Source organism: Bradyrhizobium sp. 482_C4_N1_8, from assembly GCF_052075965.1.
GTDB classification, from domain to species: domain Bacteria; phylum Pseudomonadota; class Alphaproteobacteria; order Rhizobiales; family Xanthobacteraceae; genus Bradyrhizobium; species Bradyrhizobium barranii.
The window spans coordinates 8,407,705-8,421,074 of sequence record NZ_CP197231.1 but is presented as its reverse complement, the minus strand read 5'-3'; the positions used below and the strand labels follow the sequence as shown (position 1 = coordinate 8,421,074).

Genomic DNA, 13,370 nt, shown 5'->3' with positions numbered 1-13,370 from the left:
ATCACCACGTCTCTCGTATCTGGTCCGGACGTGATCTTTACAATACAAGTCGATGGAAACTCCGGTCCAATCCACCGAAATCCTCCGCTCGAAGTGCTCTCGACTTTCACGGTTTTGCTCGGACTGATCTTGATTTCCACGCTGGACTCGCGGGGCCGTCTTACTCTTCCGACGATGACCAACTCGCCCTGCGATATGGTGGCGGTTGTTATGAATATTTCCGCATGCGCGCTTTCAGTCCACGCAATTGCAAAGCCAGCAATAAGAGCTCCAACGGTGCCAAAAGGCTTTGCGAACATCATGGGCCTCCCCGCTTCCCTCACCGATGGTTAGGAGACCAGTTTGGTGCGAAGGCGCCCGTACTCGGTGTCGGTTATGGATCCCGATTTTTTGAGCTGATCGAGCTTGGAAAGCTCGTCGGCGACACTAAAGCCGACGATGTGCCGTAACTCCTCGCGCGCCCGCTGAGCCTGCTCGGCGCTGCGTTCCGCCATCCCCCTGCCTTGGGTGATGAGGTAAGCAAAGATGCCGAGGTAGGAGGTCAGAACAAGTGCAAGCACCCACAGTGCCTTACCCCATCCGGAAATGTCGTGGCGCCTGAACAGGTCGCCATAGATGACAATGAGCAGCCAGAACCAAACGACAAATGCGAATACAGCAATTATATCCATCAGGAAATTTCGATATGTGAATCCTTCCTGAGCGAAGAACATTGCGATCTCCTTATTGAGTTGCCGTTCTCGATCTTTTCTGTAGGCCAGTCGCACGGCCCGCTACGCGAAGGCTCAACGGCAGTACCGATGCGACACGCGGTGCGACCTTCCGCTGGTCGAGCGGTACCAGCAGTTGCCGTTCCTCCAATAATATCGATGCCAATGTTGATGTCGCCGGTGGGCGCCCGCGATGGCTCCGGCCGTCGCCCCTATGGCAGCGCCGCGGCGACCACCAACAGCACCACCGATGACGGCACCTCGAAGCGCACTCTGAGCAAATGATTCGCTGGAAGGGACCATTCCTGCGAACGAGAGCAGGATGACGAACAGTGCAAGCTTTCGCATTGGGGCCTTCCTTGATTGACCGCTTCTGCCATGCCGTGCCGCCGAATAGCTCCGAGCGGTGATTAGCGCCGCCGCGGAGCGGCATAGCGCGGGTTGATGCCGCAATATGCGTTCGTGCCAGAAGCAGCAGCCAGGCATTGCGAGCGGGTGGCGAACTGACAATTGCCCGGAAAGCCCCAATTGCGACCTCGCAGGCAGTATCGATCCGCCTCGGCAGCTCGGACCGGCTCCAAAAAAGCAAGGAATACAGCGGCAGTGAGTAACGTCAGCATCGGAGCGACACGATGCATATCGATCTCCGTGGATGGATGGAGGTGAATATACCGGCGGCGCGAGGGGAATACCGCCAGTAAAAGCCCTTGCCAGACGCTGGGGCGTTTATTGATGCTACCTGGCGCGAAAAGCGCTCATGCTATTCAGGCTCGGAACCGCTTGTAGGTAAACGTAACAGTTGCCATTGCGTGTCCTTGAATGCGGACCGCTGGCCGGATGACGTACGGCTTTCGGATAGCGAGCCCCGTTTCATCTGCGCCGCCTGCGGCAGGCGGGCGCCGATGTCGCGCCAGATGGAGCCGCAGAGACATGGTTCGGGGAGAACGATCCCGAGGGCGTGGCGTTTGAATATGAGGTTCTTCAATGAACCGGATCGGCCGCAGGACTATCTACGCCATGTTAGTAATCGTTGTGCTGCTGATCGACTGGTAGATTCTCGCACCGCTTTGAAGGGGTGAGACGTCGTCGCGCAAGGCCAATGAACCTTGCATACTTGTAACGAGGCGGACACCGAAGCGCCTTCTGGGTGGCCAAATGCTGGCGGAATGTGAGGGCTTATAAAAGCCGACCCTGGCCCACGGGATTTACTCCGATGTTATTTCAAGCGGCGATTATTTGCCTGATCGTACTCAGCATCGGCGTTCTCGTCGCCCACGCGGTTGACGCTCTCAGAACGTAGCGAGCCCGCCAGCGTGAACCGGCGGGCCTCCACCTCGGTCTTCTCAGTTCACGCCCAGAGTCTGGCGTTGAAGTAGATGCGGCTGGGGTTGAGGGGGTTCGTCCGCTGGGCAGCCTCCTCCGATCGGACTGGGGTACAGTCGCCCGCGCATCGATCATCACGGCGTGATCGCCGATACATGTCATCGCACCGGCATGTCGCTTTCGCTCATGCGAGCTGCTCGCCCGCTTGCGTCGCCTACCGCCCCGCCTTCGCCAAGCCTGCCAGGCTCGCCGCCAGCTCATCGCTTCGGAACGGCTTCGTCAGCCGCGACAGGTCCGGCGTGATGCCTTCGTTGTTGGCGTAGCCCGACACGACGAGGATCTGGAGCTCGGGATATTGATTGCGCAGCGCGAGGCCGAGGTCTGTGCCGCTCATGCCGGGCATCAAATGGTCGGTGACGAGCAGGTTCGGCCGCAGGCCTTCCCTGACGCGCTGAAGCGCATCCTCCGCCGAGCCGGCTTCGACGACGTTGTAGCCGAGCTCGCCCAGCATCTCGGCGGTGCTCATGCGCACCAGCGGTTCGTCATCCACCAGCAGAGCCGTGCCGACGGGCTGTGGCCGCAGTTTTGATTGCGGGACGGCATCAATGGCGCCCGCGACGGCGTGGCTGACCGGCAGCCACAGCTCGACCGTCGTCCCCGCCCCCACGGCGCTCCTGATCGTCAGCGCGCCGCCGAGCTGTGACGCAAGGCCGTGGACCATCGAGAGGCCAAGACCGGTGCCTCGCCCGACGCCCTTGGTCGAGAAGAACGGTTCGACGGCGTGGGCCAGCGTGAACTCGTCCATGCCGATGCCGGTGTCGGCGACAGAGATGCAGACATAGGTGCCCGGTGCCAACTCCGAATTGTGAGAGTCTCCAACCGTCCGCGCCTTCGCCGAGATGCGCAACTTGCCGCCGTGGGGCATGGCATCCCTGGCGTTCACGCTGAGATTCAGGATCGCCATCTCGATCTGGTTGGGATCGGCCATGGCCGCGGGAAGGTCTTCCGGCGTGTCCACCGTGACCTGGATCTGCGGCCCGGTCGTGCTCGAGATCAGGTCGCCCATCTCGGCAACGAGGAGACCGATGCTGACGGGAATGGCCTGAAGCGGTTGCCGGCGCGCGAAAGCGAGCAGGCGCTGAACCAGCGTCTTGGCGCGCTCGGCCGCCTGTGCCGCACCGGCGATGAGGCGATGCTCGCGCTCGCCGCCGATGCCCTTGCGCTGAAACAGGTCGAGCAGGCCGACGATCGGCGTGAGCAGATTGTTGAAATCGTGCGCGACGCCGCCCGTGAGCTGGCCCATCGCCTCCATCTTCTGGGCCTGGCGGAGCGCCTCCTCGGCCTGCGCGAGCCGCGCCTGCTCCTCCAGGCGATCCGTCACGTCGACCCCGGTCAGGAACGCGCCGATCCGCGTGCCGTCCGGAGCGCGGAGCGCCTCGAACTTCAACTCGTAGACGCGGCGGTCGAACCGGGGATCGCCGAACTCCTCGATGTTGGTGAAGGCTTCGCCGGCCAGCGCCCGGCTCCAGACCGTGGTTGCCGCAGCGAGATGCTCGGGCCGGTCGGCCAGGAATTCGTGCAGGGAATCGCCGACCCGCGGGCGCTTACCGTAGATGCGCTGATAGGCATCGGCGCAGGACGTGTTGATGGCGAGCCAGCGATAATCGAGATCGAGGGCTTGAATCTGTCCGTCGGTGGTTTCCACGATCGTCGCCAGCAAATGACGCTCGGCGGTCCGTTCGGCGACGCGTTGTTCGAGGGTCGCAGTCAGCTCCCTGTATCGCGCTTCGCTCGCCCGCAGCCGCGTCTCGCCCAGCACGCGCTCCGTCGTCTCGGACACGATACAGAGCACTCCGCCGACCGAGCCGTCATCGTCCCGCACGGCTGAGTAGGAGACGTCCCAGTAGCTGGTTTCGCCGTAGCCGTGGCGCTCGACGTAAAACGGACGATCCTTGGCGGCGAACGTCTTTCTGGTTCGGCGCACGCCTGACAGCAGCGGTTCGAGATCGTCCCACAGCTCGCCCCAGTTTTCGATCGCGGGGCGACCGAGGGCGCGGGGGTGATTGGCGCCGATGCCCGGGGCGTAGGCGTCATTGTAGAGCGCGACGAAGTCGGGCCCCCAGAACAGGACGATCTGGGCTTGCGCGGCCAGCAGCATGCTGACCGTCGTTTTCAGTGCCTGAGACCAATCGCGGGGATGACCGAGCGGTGAATCCGACCAGTCGCGGGCGCTCATCATCGCGCCCAGCTTGCCTCCGTCAGCGAGGAAGCCCATTTCAATTGACCGCCGAGCAGCCTTCTCAGACAGCACCGGATCCCCCGCTACGCGTGACACGGGCGTCCTTGCCCATTCGAGCCGGTATTTCGAGGGCTCGTACTCAAGCGCAGATAACACCCGGCGCGCGCTCTGGTTCCATTCCAGTCGATTCCCGCCGTCCTTGTGCTATTGCTGCTCCCCGCAACTTGACGCGAGGTTCCCATGCTCCCCATTCCCGCAGACATCTTCACCGAACCCGAGGACGTCTCGCCCGACGGCCTTGCCAATCTCGGCCCGCTCCGCCGTCTCGCAGGGAGCTGGCAGGCGGACAAGGGCATCGACATCAATCCGAAGGCGGAGGGGCCGGAGCGGCGGACCTTCATCGAGCGCATCCGCATGGACCCGATCGACCCGCAGGCCAACGGGCCGCAGCTGTTTTACGGGCTGCGCTATCACATCCACATCAACACGCCCGAGGAAGACATCACCTTCCACGACCAGGTCGGCTATTGGCTGTGGGAGCCCGCGACCGGGCTGATCATGCAGACGCTCGCGATTCCGCGCGGACAGGTCTTGCTCGCCTCGGGCAAGGCCGGGCCGGATGACAGGAAGATATCGGTCACGGCGAAGCGCGGCGATACCGCTTACGGAATCTGCTCGACCGATTTCCTGGAACAGGCCTTCCGCACCGATTCTTATCGCTGCGACATCACCTTCAACGATGACGGAAGCTGGAGCTATCTGATCCAGACCGAGTTGTTCGTGCGCGGCGCGCCGTTCAACCATCACGACAGCAACACGCTGAAGCTCGTCGCGCCGCCAAAACTCAATCCGCTCGCGGTGATCGTGAAGGATCGCGCCGGGCGCGATGGATCGGCGGCCTGAAGCGTACCCGGAGAATTGCATGAAGCCCTACGTCATTTGCCTGATGCATTCCAGCCTGGACGGCCGCACGCATCCCAGCCGCTGGCGGCCGAAGGGGGCGGGCACAGACTGGTTCGAGAAGATCCATGACGAACTCGGCGGCGACGCCTGGGTGATCGGCCGCGTCACCGGCTCCGAGTTCGCCAAGGGCAAGCCCTATCCTGCAACGGCGGGCGAGACATTTCCCCGCCAAAGCTGGTTCGCGCGGCGCGATGCGAAAACCTACGGCGTCGTGCTCGACGCGCAGGGCAAGATCGGCTGGGGCCGGTCAGACATCGGCGGTGACCCGATCGTCGTGGTGCTGACCGAGGGCGTGCCGGATTCGCATCTGGCGGGGCTGCGCGACGAGGGTGTGTCCTACATCTTCGCCGGCAAGTCCGAGATCGACCTCGCACTGACGCTGGACATCCTCCATCGGGAGTTGGGTGTGAAGCGCCTGCTGGTGGAGGGCGGCGGCGTCGCCAATGGCGCCTTCCTGCGCGCCGGCCTCATCGACGAATTCAACTTGATCCTCAGCCCCGCGATCGATGGCGCCAGGGGCGCACCCTTCGTGTTCGATTCGACGGACGCGGACAGCGACAAGCGCGCGCCGCTCGCCGCGATGACGCTGGAGAGCACGCGCGACCTCGGCGGTGGCGTTCTGCTGCTGCGCTATCTGATCAAGAACGACCCGCAAGCGATGCCCAAGTAAGGCATCGGCATGGGACAATTGGAGCACATCGTCATCGTCGGTGCCGGCGCGGCCGGGCTGATGGCGGCGCGCGAGCTGGCACGTGCGGGCAGGACGGTCACGATCCTGGAGGCGCGCGAGCGCTGCGGCGGGCGCATCGATCCGCTGCCGGCGTCCGAGTTCGGCTACCCCGCCGATGGCGGCGCCGAATTCGTCCATGGCGAGGCGCCGGTCACGCGCAAGCTTGTGCGCGAGGCGGGACTGTCGCTGCAGGAGATCGAAGGCACCCAGTGGAGCTTTGACGGCACGAGGCTCTCGCACGAAGACCGTCACGATCCGCACGAGGCAGAGCTGTACGCCGCGCTGGGGGCGTTGAGGGATGATCTCACGGTTGCCGATTTCCTCCGCAGCCACTTCGCCGGGCCTGGGTATGACCAGCTGCGCCATTCGATCGAGCGCATGGTCGAGGGCTACGACGCCGCCGACCCCGAGCGCGCCTCGACGCTGGCGCTGCGCGAGGAATGGATGGACGGCGGGCATCACGCCCAGGCGCGCATCGTCGGCGGCTACGGCGCGCTGATCGATTTTCTGGCGAGCGAGTGCCGCGGGATTGGCGTGACGTTTCGCTTCGGCTGCGCGGTATCGACGATCGAGGAGACGGGCGGCGCGCTGGCCGTCCGCTGTGCCGGCGGCGACGTGCATGGCTGCGATCGCGTGATCCTCACCGTCCCGCTGCCGTTGCTGCGCGAGATCGCGCTTCCGGAGCCCGCACGCGCGAAGGCTGCGGCAGCTGACGATATCGGCTTCGGCAGCGTGATAAAAATCCTGCTGCGGTTCGCGCGGCCGTGGTGGCGCGAGCGAAGCGAAGATCTCGCGGACATGACCTTCCTGCTGTCGGACCAGTCGATCCCGGTGTGGTGGACGCGGCATCCGGACGAGCATCCCGTGCTCACCGGCTGGTTCGGCGGGCCGCGAACGGCCGAGCTTGCGAAGCTCGATCGGCAAGGGCTGATCGATGCCGGGGTCGATTCGCTTGCGGCCATCTTCGGCGTGTCGCGGGGCGACATCGCGCGCGATCTCGTGGCGGCTGCGGCGACCAACTGGCTGCACGATCCCTTCGCCCGCGGCGCCTATTCCTGGGCGACGCCGCGGACGCGCGAGGCCCAGGCGATCCTCGCGCGCGCCGACGGCCCGGTGCTGTTCTCTGGTGAAGCGCTCTATCGCGGCCGCGACATGGGGACGGTCGAGGCGGCGCTGGCGAGCGGGCTGGAGACTGCGGAGATGATTTTGCGAGGATGAAAAAAGGCCCGCACAAGGCGGGCCTAATGTCTCACCAGCGGCCGCCGCCGAAGCTGAACGTCACGCCGGGACCTCCGCCACCATAATAGCCGTACGGTCCGCCGCCGTAATAGCCGTGGTGCCGCGGGTAATAACCGTAGCTCCGGTAGTGCGGACGATAGTAGCCGTGATGGTGATGGCGCCATTGGTGATGGCGATGGCCGTGGTGGTGGTGCCTGTGCTGCGCGCTGATGTCGGTGGACTGGCCGGCTGGCGCGTTCTGCTTTGCGCTGGCCTTGCCCGCCGCGTTGGCCGTGGATCCGCCGGCGAGCGCCGCTGCACCCACAGCCATCGCGACAAAGAGATACTTCATGTCATCACTCCAGTTGAGAAGTCGCGTGATAACAGATGGCTGTCCGCTGCGTTCCGACCAGTGCGGGCGTCGAAACGACGCAGACGAAATTCCGATCGACGTGTGAACGATGTGGCGCGATCTATTGTCGCATCGCTTCGAGCGAAGCGATCACGTCGGCGGCGCTGACGATGCGCGCAAATTCGCCGTTGAGATTCGACAGCGTCATCGCATGAATCTCTTCAGCCGAATGCTTGTCGCCATCTGGTCCGATCCGGTCGAAGGTCCAGGTCGCATCGCGCACGAGGCTCGCGTCGAAACCGAGATTGCCGGCCATCCGCGTCGTCGTCTCGACGCAATGATTGGTGGTGGCGCCGCAGATCACGAGCGTCGTGATGTTGCCCGCGCGCAGGCGCGTCTCGAGATCGGTGCCGATGAAGGCGCTGTTGACGCGCTTGACGATCACCGCCTCGCCCGGCGCTTCGCGCGCCTCGCCCTTGACCGTGTAGCCGGAGTTTTGCGGCAGGAACGTCGAGTTCGGCTTGGTGCCTTCGTGGCGGATGTGGAAGATCGGCGCGCCGCGCTTCCTGAATGCGGCGAGCAGATCGGCGATGCGCGCCACCGCGTCCGGATTGTTGCGCCGCTTGCCGGCCGCCTCCCATTCGTCGAATGCGCGCTGAACGTCGACGACGACGAGGGCGGGGAGGGGGCTGATCATGAGGAGCGGCTTCCAGACTTGCTTGCTGCGCGAAGTATGCGGGGCGACCGACGTGGCAGGCAATGTCGATTTTCCCTCGTTTCGCGACAGCTCTCGTGCCCCGGACGCAGAGAGCTGCGCGAGTGCGCGGCCCTCACGGATGCGGATCGGGAAACCCGTGGCGTTCGGAGAGCACGGTGAGGATCGCGTCCTTGTCGGCGATGAAGGCGCGGCCGTGGTGACTGCCGGTCTGGTGCGGCGACGTCATCCCGTCGGCCAGCACGAGCAGCGGCAGCGACTGGTTCTCCTCGCCGACCAGCGCGATCGCCGACAGCCTTGGCCGCGGCCATGCGATGCGCTCAACGTCGAGCTTTTCGGCGAGCTGCGGAAACGAGGCGAGCACGCCCTCGATCAACGCGCAATGCCAGCAATAGAAACGCTGGCCCGGAAAGGCGGGGTCCTCGAAACCAGGGCGCAGCAGAAACAGGCGGTCGCGAGTCATGAATCGCTCCAAAGCATGGCGCGATCATACATGCCGACAGCAGCGGATGATGCCGTTACTTGAACGGATCCTGGATCGATGGCGACGATTGCCGGATGCGGCGCACGCTCACCGGCTTGCCGTCGGAGACGAACAGCAGCTCGTACCGGCGGCCCTCGCTGTCGGTCGCCGTGCAGGTGACGTCCGTGACCTTCCTTGCGGCGAAATTGCCGGTCTGGCGGCAGACGCCGGTCGAGGTCTGCTCAGCCGGCACCGGCAGGCCGTCGACCTTGGGCCTGTCCTTGGAATTGAGCAGCATGCGGTCGATTCGCAGCTCGTAGGAATTGTCGTCCGCGCGCTGGCCGTTCTCGCCGGAGAACGACACGACATGGTTGGCGTCGGAGGGATCGTCGACGGCGACCGCGAAATTGACCCGGCCCTTGTCACCATGGGCGTAAGCCACCGTCTTGCACGCGAAGGTGCGCCCCGCGACCTTCAGCGTCTTGCAGTGGCCCGACATCAGCGCCAGCAGGTCGATGAAGGCGTTCTGCGCCGGCGGGTTGTTGACGGGGATGGGCGCGGAAGACTCGGCAAAACAAGGGCTTGCGAGAATCGCGAGGGCCGCGGCGAGGACCGGTCGGCGGAGGCGCATCATCAGGCTCGTATGCCAGGGGGCCACGGCGGCGGAAAAGTTCCGCTCAACAACGAGCGAACCACAAATTGGTTGCGATCCCGTTTGTTCAGCTAGACCCGACTGGAATACCACCGCACCACCCATCGGCGATTCATCCGATCGCCCCATCCCGTCCTAGCAGGCCACTTGCTGCCAGACCGATGTTTTTTTCGTGGCAGAGCTAAACGGTCGCCGCCTGCCAGCGCGTATCGCGAAGCGAGGGCCGGCGGTGCAGGCGGGCGTCGAGCAGCGCGCGGGCACGGGGCAGCTCACCGCTGCGCATGAGCGCGACGATGTAGGTATCCTCGATCAGTTCGCGCTGGGCATGGCTGCCGCCGATGCGCACGACCTCGCCGAGGACGGGCGCGAGCGTTCGCACGCATGAGGCGTAATCCTCGCGGGCAAAGGCCACGAGCGCACGGCAGATCGCCGGCACCACGGGACCGGCCGGCAGCTTGCCCTCAGTGAGCCGCTGCTCGATCGCCGCGAGGCGCGCGGCGAGCGCCTCCTGGTTCTGCGTCGCCGCAGCGAACAGCGCCATGTGGACGTCGGCAAAGGGCAGGCTCGATTTCGGAAACAGTTTTTGCGCGGTGGCATCGGCCTCGAGCCAGAGCGCTTCCGGCACGGTGTGGCCGTAAGCCGACAGGCGCCAGAGCAGCGAGGCGCCGTCGGTGACGACGTTGAGCGGCGGCGCCTTCGTGGCGGAGGGCTGAAGCACGTCGGCATAGATCGCAAGCGCGCGCGCCGCATCGCCATGCTCGAGCGCGCCGAGCGCCTGGTGCCAGCGGATATGGCCGTGCAGGATGCCGGCGCGGTCGTAAGAGGGGATCCATTCGTCGACGAGGCGATCAGCCGCGTCGATCGAGCCGTCCTCGAACATCGCGTGCAGCACGGCGTGCGCGGCATGGGCGTTCTGACGGCGCAGGTCGAAGCCACGCTCGGTGACGCCGCGACCGCGCGCGACGTCGCCATTCTCGGTCATGGCCCAGCCGGACATGGTGAGAAACCACCAGTCCTCGCCATAATGCTGCGCGACGCGCTCGCACAGCTCGTGCCGCGCGCGGTCGTGATCGGGCATGCCGGAGAACGCGAACAGGCCGAACGCGCCGAGCGGCAGCGACAGCACCACGGCGTCGCGCGGCCATGCGTCGACGTGTTTCAGCGTCGATGCGATCGCCTCGGGCAGCCGGCCCTCGATCGCAAGCGCCAGCGTCTCGACATGCGAGCGCTCGCGCTCCGTGCCGCGCTTGGCGACGCGTTCGCGTGCCACAGCCGCCTTCTGCCGGGCGAGATCGCCCTGCTGATAGAAGGCATGCACGCGGGCGCGGGCGATGTGGGGAAGCGCGAAATCCGGATCGGCCGCAATCGCGCGCTCCAGCGCCTCCGCCGTGCCGGTCCAGCCGGCCAGCATGAGATCGACGCCTTCGCGATAGGCGCTTGCCGCCTCGTGCGAAGACGTCGAGAGCGAAAGGCCGTAGCGGTCTTCGTGCGCCGTCATCGTCTTCAGCTCTCAAGCCGTCCGCGCGCGGCGTCCCTCGATCGGATAGGCGGGGTCGTTGTAGCCCGGCGTCGAGGGATGGCCCGGCACGACCAGCCGGTCGATCAGCGCCTCGTCATCCGCCGTGAAGCGGTAGTCGAGCGCGCGGATGTAGCCGTCCCACTGCTCCTCGGTGCGCGGGCCGGCGACGATCGAGCTGACAAAGGCGGAGTTCAGCACCCAGGCGACCGCGAACTGGCCGGCGGTGATGCCCTTCGTCTCGGCGTGGGTCTTGATCTCCTGCGCGAGCTGGAGCGATTCCGGCCGCCATTCCGTCTGCATCATGCGGGTGTCGTTGCGGCCGGCGCGTGTCTCCTTGTCCGGCGCGGCGTCGGGCTTGTACTTGCCGGTGAGCACGCCGCGCGCCAGCGGGCTGTAGGGCACGATGCCGAGGCCGTAATAGGAGCAGGCCGGGAAGTGCTCGACCTCGGGCATGCGGTTCACGGCGTTGTAATAAGGCTGGCTCACCGCGGGCCGGTCGATGCCGAGCCGGTCGCAGATGTTGCAGATCTCGGCGACGCGCCAGGCGCGGTAGTTCGAGACGCCGAAATAGCGCACCTTGCCGGCGCGGATCAGATCGCCCATCGCGCGCACCGTCTCCTCCAGCGGTGTCGCATGGTCTTCCTTGTGCAGATAATAGATGTCGATGTGGTCGGTGCCGAGCCGCTTCAGGCTCTCGTCGGCGGCCTGCAACACCCAGCGGCGCGACAGGCCGACACGGTTGGGATCGTCGCCCATACCAGTGTTCATGGGGTTGGCGAGTTTTGTGGCGAGCACCCAGGCGTGCCGGTTGTTGCCGATCGCGCGGCCGACGACCTCCTCGGAGCCGCCCTTCGAATAGGCATCCGCCGTGTCGATGAAATTGATCCCGGCCTCATGCGCCTTGGCGATGATCCGATTTGATGCGGCTTCATCGGTAGGTCCGCCGAACATCATGGTGCCCAGACAGATCGGCGAGACTTTCAGGCCGGTGCGGCCGAGCTGGCGGTATTGCATGGGCTGTTTCCTCAACGCTATCGAAGCTGGCAGCATAGCCAGCTAATTCCGTCATTGCGAGCGCAGCGAAGCAATCCAGAGATGCATCCGCGGAGAGATACTGGATTGCTTCGCTGCGCTCGCAATGACGAGATTGGGGAGGGCGCTTGCCGCACTCTCAGCTGTCATCGCCCGCGAAGGCGGGCGATCCAGTATTCCAGAGACGGCTGTGATTGAGCCGAGAGGCTGCGGCGTACTGGGTCGCCTGGTCAAGCCGGGCGACGACAGCGGTGGGTGTAGTTAGAGCGGCAGCCCGACCGCGCGACGCTACCCCGGCCCCTTCAAGATCTTGAACACGCCATTCGCCATCACGATGCAGCGACCATCCACCGTCACTTCCGTGCTCATGAAGATGAGGCTGCGCGTCGAGCGCACCACGCGGGGGCGGGAGATCAGGATGTCGCCGATCTGGCCGGCCTCGACGAAATGGGTGTCGAGCTGCACCGTCGCCATGAACTCCTTGCCGGAAACGTAGCGGGCGGTCATGCCGCAGGTACGGTCCGCGAACGTCATCATCACGCCGCCCTGGACCATGCCGCGGCGATTGTGGTGCTTGTCCTCGGTGGCGAGTGCGAATTCGTAATGGCCGTCGACCTTGCGCTCCCACAAGGGGCCGATCAGGTGCAAGAAGCCCGTGGTCTCCAGGATGCTCCAGCCGTCCGATTTGAGCCTTGCGGCGGCCTTGTTGGTCATGTGGTCGTCCATTGCTGCGCGGGCCTTGCGAGCTCATTTCATCGGGGCCTGACGTGGTGTAGTCAAGCATCATGAGACCATTCGACGATGCCACACGGCGGAATATCGCGGCTGCCTGCGCGGCCTTCACGCGCCTGCCGGAGGACGATGCGCCGGCCGCATTGAAACGCGCCGCGGTGGCGGTCGCGCTGACCGCGGCGAGTGACGGCGATGACACCGCATTCCTGCTCACGCTGCGCGCGTCACACCTGCGCGCCCATCGCGGCCAATGGGCCTTGCCGGGCGGCCGCTGCGATGCCGGCGAGACGCCGGTCGAAGCGGCGCTGCGCGAGCTTGATGAGGAGCTTGGCCTCCGCCTTTCGCACGCGGAGGTGCTCGGCACGCTCGACGATTATCCGACCCGCTCCGGCTATCTGATCACGCCGGTGGTGGTCTGGACGGCCGACAGTGCCGCGATCCGGCCGAACCCGGATGAGGTCGCCTCGGTCCACCGCATCGCGCTCGCCACGATCGAGCATGAAGACGCGTTCGACTTCATCGCGATTCCCGAAAGCTCCCGCCGCGTGATCCGCTTCCATCACGAGACGAGCCTGATTCACGCGCCGACCGCGGCGTTGATCTACCAGTTCCGCGAGGTGCTGGCGGGACGTCACACCCGCGTCACCGAGCTGGAACAGCCGGTGTTCGCCTGGAAGTGACGATGGTAAACGGCGCGTTAACGTGACGGTTACCGGATGCCT

The 13,370-nt window shown here is 65.1% G+C and carries 15 protein-coding genes; 5 read left to right on the top strand and 10 right to left on the bottom strand.

The window, feature by feature from the left end; genetic code table 11:
* Positions 1–329: 329 nt before the first annotated feature.
* Entirely contained in the window at positions 330–713 is a 384-nt protein-coding gene (locus tag AB7Z56_RS39975) for a PLDc N-terminal domain-containing protein (protein WP_028147401.1), read from the bottom strand.
* A 156-nt stretch (positions 714–869) separates the two neighbouring features.
* Here AB7Z56_RS39975 and AB7Z56_RS39970 point away from each other — a divergent pair, with 156 nt between their 5' ends.
* Complete coding sequence (locus AB7Z56_RS39970) at positions 870–995, top strand: hypothetical protein (protein ID WP_256376437.1); 126 nt, start codon at positions 870–872, stop codon at positions 993–995.
* 125 nt (positions 996–1,120) lie between these two features.
* On the opposite strand, the gene AB7Z56_RS39965 is transcribed toward AB7Z56_RS39970, so the two are convergent.
* Positions 1,121–1,348 carry a DUF3551 domain-containing protein gene (locus AB7Z56_RS39965; RefSeq protein WP_084795314.1) on the bottom strand — a complete coding sequence of 76 codons (228 nt, stop codon included), beginning with the start codon at positions 1,346–1,348 and terminating at the stop codon, positions 1,121–1,123.
* A gap of 899 nt (positions 1,349–2,247) precedes the next feature.
* Entirely contained in the window at positions 2,248–4,308 is a 2,061-nt protein-coding gene (locus AB7Z56_RS39960; protein WP_283017757.1) for an ATP-binding protein, read from the bottom strand.
* Positions 4,309–4,512: 204 nt separating this feature from the next.
* Between AB7Z56_RS39960 and AB7Z56_RS39955 the strand changes: the two genes are divergently transcribed.
* From AB7Z56_RS39955 to AB7Z56_RS39945, 3 genes are read left to right on the top strand one after another with little or no spacing between them, the layout of a single operon-like run.
* Entirely contained in the window at positions 4,513–5,175 is a 663-nt protein-coding gene (locus AB7Z56_RS39955) for an FABP family protein (RefSeq protein WP_063985871.1), read from the top strand.
* 19 nt (positions 5,176–5,194) lie between these two features.
* On the top strand, positions 5,195–5,905 hold the full coding sequence (locus AB7Z56_RS39950) for a RibD family protein (RefSeq protein WP_063985870.1): 711 nt from the start codon (positions 5,195–5,197) through the stop codon (positions 5,903–5,905).
* A gap of 9 nt (positions 5,906–5,914) precedes the next feature.
* Positions 5,915–7,183 (top strand): flavin monoamine oxidase family protein, encoded by a 1,269-nt coding sequence (locus AB7Z56_RS39945; RefSeq protein ID WP_063985869.1) that lies wholly within the window; start codon positions 5,915–5,917, stop codon positions 7,181–7,183.
* A gap of 31 nt (positions 7,184–7,214) precedes the next feature.
* Here AB7Z56_RS39945 and AB7Z56_RS39940 read toward each other — a convergent pair whose 3' ends face one another.
* From AB7Z56_RS39940 to AB7Z56_RS39910, 7 genes are all read right to left on the bottom strand, one after another.
* Complete coding sequence (locus tag AB7Z56_RS39940; RefSeq protein WP_063985868.1) at positions 7,215–7,535, bottom strand: hypothetical protein; 321 nt, start codon at positions 7,533–7,535, stop codon at positions 7,215–7,217.
* A gap of 121 nt (positions 7,536–7,656) precedes the next feature.
* A complete protein-coding gene (locus AB7Z56_RS39935) occupies positions 7,657–8,232 on the bottom strand; it encodes a cysteine hydrolase family protein (RefSeq protein WP_231143675.1) in 576 nt (191 codons plus the stop codon).
* 133 nt (positions 8,233–8,365) lie between these two features.
* Positions 8,366–8,713, bottom strand: coding sequence for a DUF3088 domain-containing protein (locus tag AB7Z56_RS39930; protein ID WP_441256780.1), 348 nt, complete (start codon positions 8,711–8,713; stop codon positions 8,366–8,368).
* Positions 8,714–8,768: 55 nt separating this feature from the next.
* Positions 8,769–9,344: a hypothetical protein gene (locus AB7Z56_RS39925; protein WP_028147393.1), complete on the bottom strand. Its 576-nt coding sequence runs from the start codon at positions 9,342–9,344 to the stop codon at positions 8,769–8,771.
* A gap of 202 nt (positions 9,345–9,546) precedes the next feature.
* Positions 9,547–10,863: a tetratricopeptide repeat protein gene (locus tag AB7Z56_RS39920; protein ID WP_063985866.1), complete on the bottom strand. Its 1,317-nt coding sequence runs from the start codon at positions 10,861–10,863 to the stop codon at positions 9,547–9,549.
* A 12-nt stretch (positions 10,864–10,875) separates the two neighbouring features.
* Positions 10,876–11,898, bottom strand: coding sequence for an aldo/keto reductase (locus AB7Z56_RS39915; protein ID WP_063985865.1), 1,023 nt, complete (start codon positions 11,896–11,898; stop codon positions 10,876–10,878).
* Between the two features lie 306 nt (positions 11,899–12,204).
* A complete protein-coding gene (locus tag AB7Z56_RS39910; RefSeq protein WP_063986737.1) occupies positions 12,205–12,630 on the bottom strand; it encodes a PaaI family thioesterase in 426 nt (141 codons plus the stop codon).
* A 71-nt stretch (positions 12,631–12,701) separates the two neighbouring features.
* Between AB7Z56_RS39910 and AB7Z56_RS39905 the strand changes: the two genes are divergently transcribed.
* Positions 12,702–13,328, top strand: a complete 627-nt coding sequence (locus AB7Z56_RS39905; protein ID WP_063985864.1) for an NUDIX hydrolase — start codon at positions 12,702–12,704, stop codon at positions 13,326–13,328.
* The last annotated feature ends 42 nt before the right edge of the window (positions 13,329–13,370 follow it).

Excerpts from the sequence above, each read along its gene's own strand:
- AB7Z56_RS39975 (WP_028147401.1), bottom strand. The coding sequence starts at position 713 with ATGTTCTTCGCTCAGGAAGGATTCACATATCGAAATTTCCTGATGGAT.
- AB7Z56_RS39935 (WP_231143675.1), bottom strand. The coding sequence starts at position 8,232 with ATGATCAGCCCCCTCCCCGCCCTCGTCGTCGTCGACGTTCAGCGCGCA.
- AB7Z56_RS39930 (WP_441256780.1), bottom strand. The coding sequence starts at position 8,713 with ATGACTCGCGACCGCCTGTTTCTGCTGCGCCCTGGTTTCGAGGACCCC.
- AB7Z56_RS39905 (WP_063985864.1), top strand. The coding sequence starts at position 12,702 with ATGAGACCATTCGACGATGCCACACGGCGGAATATCGCGGCTGCCTGC.
- AB7Z56_RS39960 (WP_283017757.1), bottom strand. The coding sequence starts at position 4,308 with ATGGGCTTCCTCGCTGACGGAGGCAAGCTGGGCGCGATGATGAGCGCC.
- AB7Z56_RS39920 (WP_063985866.1), bottom strand. The coding sequence starts at position 10,863 with ATGACGGCGCACGAAGACCGCTACGGCCTTTCGCTCTCGACGTCTTCG.
- AB7Z56_RS39910 (WP_063986737.1), bottom strand. The coding sequence starts at position 12,630 with ATGACCAACAAGGCCGCCGCAAGGCTCAAATCGGACGGCTGGAGCATC.
- AB7Z56_RS39915 (WP_063985865.1), bottom strand. The coding sequence starts at position 11,898 with ATGCAATACCGCCAGCTCGGCCGCACCGGCCTGAAAGTCTCGCCGATC.
- AB7Z56_RS39955 (WP_063985871.1), top strand. The coding sequence starts at position 4,513 with ATGCTCCCCATTCCCGCAGACATCTTCACCGAACCCGAGGACGTCTCG.
- AB7Z56_RS39925 (WP_028147393.1), bottom strand. The coding sequence starts at position 9,344 with ATGCGCCTCCGCCGACCGGTCCTCGCCGCGGCCCTCGCGATTCTCGCA.
- AB7Z56_RS39950 (WP_063985870.1), top strand. The coding sequence starts at position 5,195 with ATGAAGCCCTACGTCATTTGCCTGATGCATTCCAGCCTGGACGGCCGC.
- AB7Z56_RS39940 (WP_063985868.1), bottom strand. The coding sequence starts at position 7,535 with ATGAAGTATCTCTTTGTCGCGATGGCTGTGGGTGCAGCGGCGCTCGCC.
- AB7Z56_RS39945 (WP_063985869.1), top strand. The coding sequence starts at position 5,915 with ATGGGACAATTGGAGCACATCGTCATCGTCGGTGCCGGCGCGGCCGGG.
- AB7Z56_RS39970 (WP_256376437.1), top strand. The coding sequence starts at position 870 with ATGCCAATGTTGATGTCGCCGGTGGGCGCCCGCGATGGCTCCGGCCGT.
- AB7Z56_RS39965 (WP_084795314.1), bottom strand. The coding sequence starts at position 1,348 with ATGCATCGTGTCGCTCCGATGCTGACGTTACTCACTGCCGCTGTATTC.